The organism is Sedimenticola selenatireducens DSM 17993, assembly GCF_000428045.1.
In the GTDB taxonomy this organism is placed as follows: Bacteria; Pseudomonadota; Gammaproteobacteria; order Chromatiales; family Chromatiaceae; genus Sedimenticola; species Sedimenticola selenatireducens.
Genome location: NZ_ATZE01000011.1, coordinates 73,816 through 86,362, shown reverse-complemented (window position 1 = coordinate 86,362; position 12,547 = coordinate 73,816). Strand labels below are relative to the sequence as shown.

The following is a 12,547-nucleotide window of genomic DNA, read 5'->3' as shown; positions in this document are numbered from 1 at the left end:
GTGATTTATCTTTCAAACAGGCACTTGTGAGTCTAATACGCTACCATGAAGATTATACTCCTCTCCAGGTTCTGCCATAAAAAAGGCAGCCGTCCGATCTCTCCGTACAAATTAATGCTTACCCTTGTGCCAGTGCTTGCACTGCTGATGGGAGGATCCCTGTGGGCTGGCTACCAGTTGGGAATGGATGCGTCGTTACCGCAGGCCGCAACTGACAACACCACGGAAGTGGTGCGCAATCTGTTACAGGCACAACGTGATGAACTGCAGGAGGCCAAGGGGCGGACCCAGGAACACCTGGATGCGCTGGCGCTCCGACTTGGCCAGTTGCAGTCACATATTCTGAGGATTGACGCGTTGGGTGAACATCTGGCCAAGATCGGCAAGCTGGATGAGGGCGAGTTTAATTTCGATGAAGAGCCTGCCCGTGGCGGAATCGAGGCATTGGAGGCGGCACAGTCGGTCAGTGTGTCTGAGCTGGTAGCCGATATGGAGCAGCTCTCGCTGGTTATTACTGATCGTGAGCATAAACTGGATCTTATGGAAGGTCTGATGCGCAATAACCTGCTGAATGAAGAATTGGTCCCCGCCGGGCGTCCGGTGGAAAAGGGTTGGATATCCTCCCGCTATGGTTACCGTAATGACCCGTTCAGTGGCAAGAAAGCGTTTCATCATGGTGTGGATGTAGCGGGAAAAAAGAATTCGAACGTCGTTGCAGTTGCTTCGGGTATTGTTACCTGGACCGGGACCAAGAGTGGCTATGGGAACCTGATCGAGGTGAGGCACTCAGGTGGCTATGTGACCCGCTATGGTCATAATGGCAAAATTCTGGTGGCCCCGGGAGACCTGGTTACCCAGGGTCAGCCGATCGCACTGATGGGGTCTACCGGCCGTTCAACCGGACCCCACGTGCACTTTGAGATAGCCCGCAACGGCAAGACAATCAATCCTTCCAAGTATCTCAGCGCCAAACGCTGACCCACACGGCAGGTGCTTCTGCCATGCCGCCACGATCCGCACTGGATAGCGTCCTGATTGTATGTAATGCCTGCTATCGCAGTCTTTTTACGGTATCATCACCGTTTTATTTTCTGTTCGCATCGGCCTCTGCCGGTGTGGGCCTAAATTCATATCAGCAAGAGTTTTTCCATGGTCAGTAAGATTCTCAGGAAGGTCTTCGGCAGTCGCAATGACCGCCTCGTCAAGCGGATGTCGAAGGTGGTTGATCAGATCAACGCACTGGAGCCGGAGCTCCAGGCCCTTACGGATGATGAGCTGAAAGCCAAAACCGGAGAATTCAGGGCGCGGCTTGAACAGGGTGCGGAGCTGAATACACTGATGCCGGAAGCTTTCGCGGTCGTGCGCGAGGTCGGCAGTCGGGTGCTGAATATGCGCCATTTCGATGTGCAGATGATCGGCGGTATGGTCCTCAACGACGGCAAGATCGCCGAGATGCGCACCGGTGAAGGTAAGACTCTGGTGGCAACCCTGGCGGTCTATCTCAATGCTTTGCCGGGCAAGGGTGTGCATGTAGTGACGGTCAATGATTATCTGGCCCGACGCGACGCGGAGTGGATGGGGAAAATCTATACCTTTCTCGGCCTGAGCGTCGGGGTGATTCAGTCGTCCGGCGCCGGACTCGAGGACTCTTCCTTTGCCTGTGATTACGACTACGATGGCAAAAGCGGCGGTTATCCTCATCTGCGTCCGATAAGTCGTCGTGAAGCCTATGCCTGTGATATCACCTACGGCACCAACAACGAATACGGTTTCGACTATCTGCGCGATAACATGGCCTTCAGCGCCGATCAGCGCGTCCAGCGGGAGAAGTTCTTCGCAGTGGTGGATGAGGTGGATTCAATCCTCATTGATGAGGCGCGTACCCCGCTGATCATCTCCGGGCCGGCCGAGGGGAGTTCGGACCTCTATACACGCATCGATCAGGTGATTCCGCGCCTGACCCGACAGGAACCTATCGAAGCGGATGAAGATGGCAAACCGGCCTTTGGTCCCGGCGACTACTCGGTGGACGAAAAGGCCCGGCAGGTATACCTGAGTGAAGATGGGCATGAGCATGTGGAAGAGATGCTGCTTGAGATGGGTCTGCTCGATCCCGAGACCAGCCTTTATGACACCGCCAACATCAGCCTGATGCATCATGTCACTTCCGCGTTGCGCGCCCATGCGCTGTTCCAGAAAAATGTCGATTACATCGTGCGCGACGGTCAGATTGTCATCGTCGATGAGTTCACCGGCCGCACCATGCCGGGGCGACGCTGGTCAGAGGGCCTGCATCAGGCCGTAGAGGCCAAGGAGGGGGTTGAAATCCAGAAGGAGAATCAGACCCTGGCGTCGATCACCTTCCAGAATTATTTCCGTCTGTATAACAAGCTTTCCGGTATGACCGGCACTGCCGATACCGAGGCGCCGGAGTTCCTGCAGATCTACGGTCTGGAAGTCGTGGTGATACCCACTAACCGGGATATGGTGCGTGATGACATGGGCGATCTGGTGTATCTGACCGCAGCGGAAAAGTACCGGGCCATTACTGAAGACATTCAGGACTGTGTCAAACGGGGTCAGCCGGTGCTGGTGGGTACAGCCTCCATTGAAACATCCGAACTGATCTCGGAATTGCTGGATAAGGCCAAGGTCACGCATCAGGTCCTGAATGCCAAGCATCATGAGCGCGAGGCCAATATCGTTGCCGAGGCCGGGCGGCCCGGTGCGGTGACCATCGCCACCAATATGGCGGGACGCGGTACCGATATCGTGCTGGGTGGCAATCCGGATATGGAGATCGCCGATCTGGGTGACGCGGCCACCCCGGAGGCTATCGAGAAGATCAGGGCTGACTGGAAGGAGCGTCACCAGCAGGTGCTGGATGCGGGCGGACTGCACGTGGTGGGCACCGAGCGGCACGAGTCGCGACGTGTGGACAATCAGTTGCGCGGCCGTTCCGGACGGCAGGGTGATCCCGGTTCAACCCGATTCTATCTTTCACTTGAAGACAACCTGATGCGTATCTTCGCCTCCGACCGGGTGTCGGCCATCATGCAGAAACTGGGCATGGAGGAGGGTGAGGCGATCGAACACCCCTGGGTAACCAAGGCGATTGCCAACGCTCAGAAGAAAGTGGAAGGGCGCAACTTCGATATCCGTAAGCAGTTGTTGGAATACGATGATGTGGCCAATGATCAGCGCAAGGTGATTTACCAGCAGCGTGATGAATTGATGGATACCGGGGATGTGTCCGACTCTATCACCTCTATCCGGCATGATGTGGTGAACGCGCTGATCGACCGCTACATTCCGCCGGAGAGTCTCGATGAGCAGTGGGATATTCCCGGTCTCACCGAGGCCTTGAAGGCGGAATATGAGCTGGATTATCCGATACAGGAGTGGCTCGACACGGATGATAGCCTGCACGAGGAGACCCTGCGGCAGCGGATTATCGATCAGATGGAGCAGGAGTACGCCGAAAAAGAGGCGTTGGCGGGAAGCGAGAATCTGCGCATGTATGAGAAGGCGATCATGCTGCAGATCCTGGATGCCAGCTGGAAAGAGCATCTTGCCGCAATGGATTATCTGCGGCAGGGTATCCATCTGCGCGGCTATGCGCAGAAGAACCCCAAGCAGGAGTACAAGCGGGAGGCCTATGAGCTGTTCTCCAACATGTTGGACAGCATCAAGGCGGAGATCATAGTCGTCCTTACCAAGGTGAGGATTCAGCCGCAGGAGATGATGGAAATTCCGGCTCATGAGCAGAATGAAGCCGATTTCCAGTTCAAGCATGAAACCTTTGGCGGTTTTGGCGATGAAGAGGATGCAGCGGCAAGCGGGGCGGACGAGGAGTCGCAGCAGCCGTTTGTCCGGTCTGATCGCAAGGTGGGGCGTAATGAGCCCTGCCCCTGTGGTTCCGGTAAAAAATACAAGCAGTGCCACGGGCGTATTCAATAGCAGGGCCAGCATCCACACCAGAGATACCTGCGGATAGGATAGGTAGGGCAGTAGGATGGGCAAAGCGTAGCGTGCCCATCAATCGGCTGATCAGGGTGGTGTATGTGGTTTAAGCAAAAACGAGAATTGGCGGAATCGAGTCAATGAACGAAGAGTTGGAGTTTCAGCCGGTTCCGGGTATTCGCCTCGGCGCAACAGGCGCGGGGATCAAGTATCGGGATCGCGATGATCTGGTGATTATTGAACTGGCCGAGGGCAGCACTTGCGCGGCGGTCTTTACCCGCAACGCCTTCTGTGCAGCGCCGGTGGTGGTTGCCCGGGAGCACCTCTCGGCCACGATGCCACGCTATCTGCTGATCAATTCCGGCAATGCCAATGCAGGTACCGGCGATGCCGGTCTGCGCGCCTCCAGAGAGTCCTGTAAGGCGGTCGCGGCGGCAAGAGCCTGCGCCATTAATCAGGTATTGCCTTTCTCCACCGGGGTGATCGGTGAACCGCTTCCGGTGGACCGGATTGCCGTGGCGGTGCCCGATGCGCTCACCGCCTTGTCTGAACAGGGCTGGGCCAGGACGGCTCGCGCCATCATGACCACCGATACGGTCCCCAAACTGGTTTCCCGGCAGCTGGAACTCGCCGGCAAGACCATCACGGTCACCGGCATGGCCAAGGGGTCGGGTATGATCCGCCCGGATATGGCGACCATGCTGGCTTATATTGCTACCGATGCGCTGGTCGACCGGCACCTGCTTCAGCGCTGTCTTGAACTGGCGGTCAAACCCTCGTTCAACTCAATCACCGTTGATGGCGATACCTCCACGAATGACGCCTGTGTGCTGATGGCGTCCGGCGTTAGTGGGTGCTCACCCATCACCGACGAGACTTCGCCTGACTTCCTCAAGTTGTGCGCCGTGGTGGAAGAGGTCTGTATGCAGCTGGCCAGGGCTATTGTGCTGGATGGTGAAGGTGCCACCAAGCTGGTTGAGGTACGGGTTGAGGCGGCCGGGAGTGAGCAGGAGGCCCGTGACGTAGCCTACACCATCGCCCATTCACCGCTGGTCAAAACAGCGCTGTTTGCCTCTGATCCCAACTGGGGGCGCATACTTGCCGCCGTGGGGCGCGCCGGGATCGAAAATCTGGATATCGACCGGATCAAGATCTGGCTGGATGACGTTTGCATTGTCAGAGATGGCGGCCGTGCGGATGACTACACCGAAGCCGCCGGCAAGCGGGTGATGGATCAGAGCGAACTGACTATCCGGGTGGCGCTGGGGCGGGGCGAGTCGATGACGCGGGTGCTGACCTGCGATCTCTCCTACGATTACGTGAAGATCAATGCGGAGTACCGCTCGTAAGTGAAGTTGCATGGAATCGTAGGAGCGGCTTCAGCCGCGAAGCAAACGAGCCAAATGCCGATATTGAGAAGATTTAATTTATGCTGCCGGTTCACGTCGCTGTAGCCGTCATCCAGGACGCTGCCGGTCGTGTGTTGCTGACGCGCCGCGCCGAAGGTGTGCATCAGGGTGGTCTGTGGGAGTTTCCAGGTGGCAAGGTGGAGAATGGGGAGAGCCTTTCCCTGGCGCTGCACCGGGAGATTCGGGAAGAGCTGGGTATTGAAGTCAGTACTCACCAACCTCTGATTGACCTCACCTATCACTACCCGGATAAGAGTGTCCGGCTGGACGTGCACAGAATACTCCGGTACAGCGGTAATCCTACCGGCCTGGAAGGGCAACCCCTTGAGTGGGTATTACCTGAAAATCTGCACCAGTACGCCATGCCGGCAGCTGACCGGCCCATCTGCACTGCGTTGAAACTGCCCCCCCGGTATCTGATTACCGGTCCCGATCCGGCGATTCCCGGCCAATTTTTGCGGCGTCTTGAGGCATCTTTACTTCGCGGCGTGCGGCTGGTTCAGCTGAGAGCGCCCCGGCTTGGACGGGCCGAATATTCAATGCTGGCCACCGATGCGCTGGCACTGTGCCAGCAATACGGTGCGAAGCTGCTCTGCAACTGTCCGGTGGAATTGGCGGTGGAGCTGAATGCGGACGGTGTTCATCTTAGCAGCAGTCAGTTGGCTGAGTTGAGTGAGCGACCACTTACTCACGATAAATGGGTTGCCGCCTCCTGTCACAATACGGAAGAGCTGCAGCAGGCAATGGCAATTGATGTGGATTTCTGTGTGCTCTCCCCGGTGTTGCCCACCACTTCCCATCCGAATGCCGTGCCCATGGGGTGGGGCAAATTCTCCCAAATCGTCGCGATGGCGAATATCCCGGTGTATGCCCTGGGTGGTTTGGGCCCGAATCATGTCGAGGTAGCTCTGGAAAATGGCGGCCAGGGCATAGCCGCCATCAGTGCGCTCTGGGCGGATGAGAATTCAATTGAGTAGCTTGATTGTCGGATTACGTAATCGCTAATTCGACCTATATTAGGAACCGGCAATCCACACAGAAGGTCACGTCAGCCGAAGGCGTAACTCGACAGCGTGGGAGGGGCGAATCCGGTGCATTGCACAGGAGTCCCCCATCCTCATGTCTACATTTCTGGATCAGGAAAGGCTAACTGTAATCATCCTCAGGCGGCAGGAACGGGTTTGCCGGGGTCGTGTCCGGAATACGGTGTTTCTCTTCCAGCCAGTCCCCCAGGTCGATAAGTCGGCAGCGCTCGCTGCAAAAGGGGCGGGATTCCGGATTGCTGTGCCAGTCAAAGGCTTTTTTACAGATCGGGCAGTGTACGTTTTTCAGCGCATCAGACATGATCTTTAAAGGATACAGCAGTTGAGGAAAAAAGTGGTGTCCAGCTTGGTCTGGGTGGCGCGCTCTTCCTTCGATTGCTCCATGAAGCGGATGGTGAAGCGATGCTTGCCGCCGCTGATCTCGGCAAACAGATGGCTTTCCCGGGGCAGCCCGACGCGGATCAGTTGGGCGGGTGACTGGGCATCCAGACTCTGTTGAAAAAAACCGTTGGAAGCAAGCTCACGGGTGGGTGTGGTACTGCCCCGGACGAGCGAGAGCAGCAGGCTGACCGCGGTAAATACCGGTTCCAGCGTCTGCCTCCAGACAACAATCTCCTGGTGACGTTGTTCGAAAGGCTGCTGCAGCCAGAAATGATACAGAGGTAGATCAAAGGCACAACTCCCCCCAGGGATGCTGCTGCGTTGGGTGATGCTTTTGAGAAATTCATTCTCTCTTAGCTCCTGTCCCAACTGCCCGCTGTGCTGCTGGAGTTTGCCGGACACTCCATTCAGCTCGCGCAAAATCTGGTCCAGGCGCTCTTCATTGATATCTGGAACGGCGCGGATGCTGGCCAGCTTCTCCTGGTGCCGTTTTAACTCCTTGATCAGGTCGGTCTTTATGTCGGCGCGGGAAAATATGGCCACCATGTCCATCAGGCTGGAGATGGCGGCCCGGCTGTCCCAGGTGCTGGATTGCGGGATGTGAAAATCCACCTGGCGAAACAGATACTCCAGACGAAGAAAGGTTCTGGTTTTCTCATTGAGCGGGTGCTCGTAGATGATCTTGTCTGAAACGGCTGGTTGCATGAATCAATGTCTGTTAATAATCGCACCTGACCCGGTGCCTGGAACCGACAACTTTTTACATTATACCGATTCTGGCAACTATAAGCTTGTCAGGGGGCAAGTTTAAGATATTTCTGGTGGAGGTGTTCGACCATTGGACGGAGATCATCCAGAGTCCCTGAATTGTCAATAATATCATCGGCTTTAGCCAGGCGGCTTTTTCGGTCAATCTGGGAGGCGATGATGGACTTTGTCTGTGCTTCGTTTGCCTGGTCACGCCGAGCGACACGGCTGATCTGCAGTTCAGGCGCGCAGTCCACCACCAGTATGCGGTCGACGCCCTTGTCCTGCCCGGTTTCAAACAGCAGTGGAATGGAGAAGATGGCATAGGGGGTATCGAATTCATCCAGCCTGCGATGCATTTCAGAGCGTATCCTGGGATGCAGAATCCCCTCCAGTGTGGATTTTGCGTCCGGGTTGGAGAAAATATGTCCCCGAAGCCAGGCCCGGTTGAGTGTCCCGTCGGGGAGCAGTGCGTCGGTGCCAAACTGCTCGACAATCTCCCGCAGGGCGGGTTGGCCGGGTTCAACCACTGCCCTTGCCACCACATCGGCATCGATAATCGGCACGCCCAATGTGGCGAAGCAATCTGTAACCGCGCTCTTGCCGCAGCCTATTCCACCGGTGAGTCCGACAATGAACATGGATCAGGCCAAGCCTGCCCACTGGAGGTAGGCCGCGTTGATCAGGTCACCCCAGATCAGGCTGATCCAGCCGGCTGCCGCGAGGTAGGGCCCGAAGGGAATGGGGATATTGCAATCACGCCCCCGAATCAGAATTAACAAAATTCCTACTACCGCGCCAACCACGGAAGAGAGCAGAATAATCTGGATCAGGGACTGCCAGCCAAACCAGGCACCGAACAGGGCAAACAGCTTGAAATCGCCGTAGCCCATGCCTTCCTTGCCGGTCAGCAGCTTGAACAGTTGGAAGACGATCCATAACGAGAGATAACCTGCCACCGCACCGATAATGGCCGAGTGGCTGTCGGTGAAGATGCCAAAAATACTCAGCAGCAGGCCCAGCCAGAGCATGGGGAGTACTATGGAATCCGGCAGCAACTGCTCATCAAAATCGATCAGGGTGAGGGCGATCAGGGCCCAGGTCAGCGGAAGGGCCGTAGCGGCCTGCCAACTAAAACCGAAATGGAGTGCTACCGCCAGGGAGAGCAGACCGGTCGCCAGTTCGATGACTGGATAACGCAAGGAGATGGGTTTTTTACATTCGGAGCAGCGGCCCCGCAGCAGCAGCCAGCTGATGACAGGGATATTCTCCCACGCTCTGATTTTGTGCCCGCAATGGGGGCAGCTTGAGCCGGGGTGACTCAGGGTCAGGGGCGGGCTGGATGCTTCGGATGTGTTCTTGATATCCAGAAAATCATGACACTGATTCCGCCAGTCGATCTCCATCATCTTAGGAAGGCGGTATGCCACCACATTCAGAAAACTGCCGACGAACAGGCCGAGGAGCATACAGGCGACGGCAAAGAACAGCGGGTTTTGCTGAAAAATTGATAGGTAACTCATTAATATGGCTATGTCCCAATTAGTTATTGGTCTTGTTTTGGCCTAGCTTGGCTATTCGCCCGGTAGGAGCGGCGCCTCGCCGCGAATTCGGCCCGAGGCGGACCTCCTACAGGTCAAACCCCTCTCCNGCGGCCAAGCGTAGCGGTAGGAGTGGCTTCAGCCGAGAATTTCGCGGATCAATCTGTTCCTACAAAAAGACCACTTCTCATGCAACAGGTAACTGGGACAGAGCCATTAATATGGCAGATAACCGCTTATTAAAATATTAAACAACCGATGCCATCTTGAAGATCGGCAGATACATGGCGACCACCAGGCCGCCCACCAGGGTGCCGATAACCACCATGATCAAGGGCTCCATCAAGCTGCTGAGGGCATCCACTGCGTTATCAACCTCCTCTTCATAAAAGTCGGCCACTTTGGAGAGCATATGATCGAGTGCGCCGGACTCCTCGCCAATGGCGACCATTTGAACCACCATGTGAGGAAAGAGCTGCTGCTGTTTCATTGTTAGCTGAAGAGATTGCCCTGTAGCTACATCTTCACGCATGCGCATCACGGCGTCGCTGTAGATGATATTGCCGGTTGCACCGGCCACAGATTCCAGAGCTTCAACCAAAGGGACACCAGCCGCAAACATGGTTGCAAGCGTGCGGGAAAAGCGGGCGATGGTAGCCTTATGTATGATGGCTCCGATAATGGGTATCTGTAAAACGATTTTATCTATTCGTTGACGCATTTTTCTCGATCGTTTGTAGGAAAAACCAAACGAATAAACTGCCCCGACAACACCGATCAATAGCAGCCACCAGTAGCTGGTCATCCATTGTGAGATTGCAATGACCATCTTGGTGAATGCGGGGAGATCACCGCCAAAGCTGGAAAAAAGATTCTCGAATTGAGGTATCACGAAAAGCATAATCAGGACGGTGACCAGTATCGCGACAATGACTACGGCAGCCGGATAAAAGAGGGCCTTCTTGATCTTGCCCTTGATAGATTCAGTTTTTTCTTTATAAGTTGCAATCTTGTCCAGCAGATCTTCCAGCACACCTGCCGCTTCACCGGCGCGCACCAGGTTGCAGAACAGGTCATCAAAATAGAGCGGATGCTTTGCCAACGCCTCTGCCAGCGCCGTACCCCCTTCCACATCGGCCTTGACGGCGAGGATCAGATCCTGCATGGCCGGATTACTATGACCCCGACCAACAATATCAAAAGCCTGGACCAGGGGGACACCCGATTCCATCATGGTCGCCAGTTGTCGCGAAAAGACCGCGATATCTCCCGCGGTAATTTTTTTCTTGGTGTTAAAAAGCGCCGTAGCTTTTTTCTTTACCTTTAACGGATTGATTCCCTGCCGCCTGAGATCGGCCCGTACCAGGGCCAGAGAAGCTGCACGGGATTCCCCCTTGATTCGCTTGCCCTTCCTGTCAGCGCCCTCCCAGGTGTAGACATAGGCCTTTTCGGCCTTGGGGGCTTTTTTTGCGGCAGTTGCAGTGGCCATATCGGTTAATCCTTGGTAACCCTGTTAATCTCTTCCAGGCTGGTAACGCCCGCCCTGATCTTGTTCAATCCGGCTTCCCTCAACGTGAGGATGCCCTCATCCCTGGATTGTTGTTCCAGTTGCAATGAGTTGCCCCCCTCCATCACCAGCTTTTCCATGGCGGAGGAGATAGGCATGATTTGAAATATACCAACACGCCCCTTGTAACCCATAGTGCAGAGGTCACACCCTACAGCTTTATATACTGTCAGATTTGCCAATTCATCTTCTCTGAAACCCTCTTCAATAAGTGCTTCTTTAGGAAGATGGTCGGCCACCTTACAGTGTTCACAGAGCCGCCGGGCGAGTCGCTGGGCCATGATCAGGATCACAGACGAGGCAATATTAAAGGGGGGAATGCCCATGTTGGCCAGTCGAGTCAATGTCTGGGGGGCATCATTGGTGTGCAATGTTGAAAGCACCAAGTGCCCTGTCTGGGCCGCTTTGACGGCGATCTCGGCCGTCTCCAGGTCGCGGATCTCGCCCACCATCACGATATCCGGGTCTTGTCGCAGGAAGGCGCGGAGTGCCTCCGCAAAGGTCAGGCCGGTTCTGACATTCACATTGACCTGATTGATGCCGGCCACCTGGATTTCCACCGGGTCTTCCGCGGTTGAGATGTTCACACCCTCGCTGTTCAGCATGTTCAGCGCGGTATAGAGGGATACCGTTTTACCGCTGCCGGTCGGCCCGGTCACCAGGATCATGCCGTAGGGCTTCCTGATCGCGGTCTCGAACAACTGCTGCTGTTCCGGTTCAAAGCCGAGTGCCTCGATACCCAGTTGGGCGCTGGCCGGATCCAGGATACGCAACACCACCTTCTCACCGTACAGCGTGGGGCAGGTATTGACACGGAAATCGATGGCCCGGTTGCGCGACAGCTTCATCTTGATGCGGCCATCCTGGGGGACCCGCCGCTCGGCAATGTTCATACGGGACATCACCTTGATGCGCGCGGTCAGGCGTGAGGCAATATTGACCGGCGGTGAAGAGACCTCATGCAGGATGCCATCTTGTCGGAGCCTTACCCGAAAAGTCTTCTCATAAGGTTCAAAGTGGATATCCGATGCGCCGCTGTTGATGGCATCCAGCAACATCTTGTTGACAAAGCGCACCACCGGGGCGTCATCGACATCCAGATCCCCCTCTTTTTTCTCGCCATCCTGGTTTTCAGAACCGATATCCAGATTGTCCAGGTCGGCATCCAGCAGATCCGACATGCTGGAGTCCTTGGCCTCCATTGCCAATTGAATCGCCCGAACCAGTTTCTCTTCTTCAACCACAATGGCTTCAATCGCCAGACCGGTGTGAAACTTGATCTCATCCAGACCCTGGATATTGGTTGGGTCAGAGACCGCCAGGAAGAGTCGGTTGCCGCGGCGAAAGATCGGCAGGGCGTGATGAATTCGGATCAGTTTCTCGTCCACCAGCCCGATTGGCGCGACGGCCATATCCAGGGCTTCGAGCTGTAACAGGGGTACGCCAAACTCCTGTGAGGCGGAGAGGGCGATGCTGTTGCTGTCGAGCAACTTGTTTTCGACCAGGTAGGATACGAACTGCTGGCGTTTCTTGGTGGATTCAAGAATTGATTTTTGTGCAATCTCTTCAGACAGCAGTTTGTCCTCAACGAGACGTCGAGGCAGGCCGCTTAATGCTACTTTCTGGGTTGCTGTTGCCATCTGTTCCGGGATTTCTGGAAAATGATTTTTCTCGGGTCAGGGTAAGTTTAACGTCGAAGCGCTACCCTGTGGGAGGTCTATCGGCAGTTTCTAATAATTTTTTACCCTGATGCCGGAAAACTATACCTTAATCGAATCTAATAATCGATTATAGATTGTTTTTCAAGTTGATTGTATTGTTTTTATAATAAGTTATTGTTTTTAATAAAAATCACTATTAGTTCAAGTTTGCGCCGATCCATAACGGTTATATGAG

10 protein-coding genes are annotated in these 12,547 nt (G+C 55.3%); 4 read left to right on the top strand and 6 right to left on the bottom strand.

Annotated elements, in window-relative coordinates; translation table 11 throughout:
• Window positions 1-45 precede the first annotated feature (45 nt).
• The 4 genes from A3GO_RS0110285 (at window position 46) to A3GO_RS0110265 (ending at window position 6,349) form a co-directional block, all read left to right on the top strand.
• Window positions 46-978: a M23 family metallopeptidase gene (locus A3GO_RS0110285; RefSeq protein WP_029133320.1), complete on the top strand. Its 933-nt coding sequence runs from the start codon at window positions 46-48 to the stop codon at window positions 976-978.
• A gap of 171 nt (window positions 979-1,149) precedes the next feature.
• The gene (gene secA / locus A3GO_RS0110275; RefSeq protein WP_029133319.1) at window positions 1,150-3,960 is read left to right on the top strand and encodes a preprotein translocase subunit SecA; all 2,811 of its coding nucleotides are present in this window, start codon (window positions 1,150-1,152) and stop codon (window positions 3,958-3,960) included.
• Window positions 3,961-4,103: 143 nt separating this feature from the next.
• The gene (argJ, locus tag A3GO_RS0110270) at window positions 4,104-5,312 is read left to right on the top strand and encodes a bifunctional glutamate N-acetyltransferase/amino-acid acetyltransferase ArgJ (protein ID WP_029133318.1); all 1,209 of its coding nucleotides are present in this window, start codon (window positions 4,104-4,106) and stop codon (window positions 5,310-5,312) included.
• 80 nt (window positions 5,313-5,392) lie between these two features.
• Entirely contained in the window at window positions 5,393-6,349 is a 957-nt protein-coding gene (locus A3GO_RS0110265) for a Nudix family hydrolase (protein WP_029133317.1), read from the top strand.
• A gap of 169 nt (window positions 6,350-6,518) precedes the next feature.
• On the opposite strand, the gene A3GO_RS0110260 is transcribed toward A3GO_RS0110265, so the two are convergent.
• From A3GO_RS0110260 to pilB, 6 genes are all read right to left on the bottom strand, one after another.
• On the bottom strand, window positions 6,519-6,716 hold the full coding sequence (locus tag A3GO_RS0110260; protein WP_029133316.1) for a DNA gyrase inhibitor YacG: 198 nt from the start codon (window positions 6,714-6,716) through the stop codon (window positions 6,519-6,521).
• A 5-nt stretch (window positions 6,717-6,721) separates the two neighbouring features.
• Window positions 6,722-7,501, bottom strand: coding sequence for a cell division protein ZapD (gene zapD, locus A3GO_RS0110255; RefSeq protein ID WP_029133315.1), 780 nt, complete (start codon window positions 7,499-7,501; stop codon window positions 6,722-6,724).
• An 89-nt stretch (window positions 7,502-7,590) separates the two neighbouring features.
• Window positions 7,591-8,184, bottom strand: a complete 594-nt coding sequence (gene coaE / locus A3GO_RS0110250) for a dephospho-CoA kinase (protein WP_029133314.1) — start codon at window positions 8,182-8,184, stop codon at window positions 7,591-7,593.
• Window positions 8,185-8,187: 3 nt separating this feature from the next.
• Window positions 8,188-9,066 (bottom strand): prepilin peptidase, encoded by an 879-nt coding sequence (locus A3GO_RS0110245; protein ID WP_029133313.1) that lies wholly within the window; start codon window positions 9,064-9,066, stop codon window positions 8,188-8,190.
• A gap of 265 nt (window positions 9,067-9,331) precedes the next feature.
• Window positions 9,332-10,573, bottom strand: coding sequence for a type II secretion system F family protein (locus tag A3GO_RS0110240; protein ID WP_029133312.1), 1,242 nt, complete (start codon window positions 10,571-10,573; stop codon window positions 9,332-9,334).
• Window positions 10,574-10,578: 5 nt separating this feature from the next.
• Complete coding sequence (pilB, locus tag A3GO_RS0110235; protein ID WP_029133311.1) at window positions 10,579-12,291, bottom strand: type IV-A pilus assembly ATPase PilB; 1,713 nt, start codon at window positions 12,289-12,291, stop codon at window positions 10,579-10,581.
• Window positions 12,292-12,547: the final 256 nt, after the last annotated feature.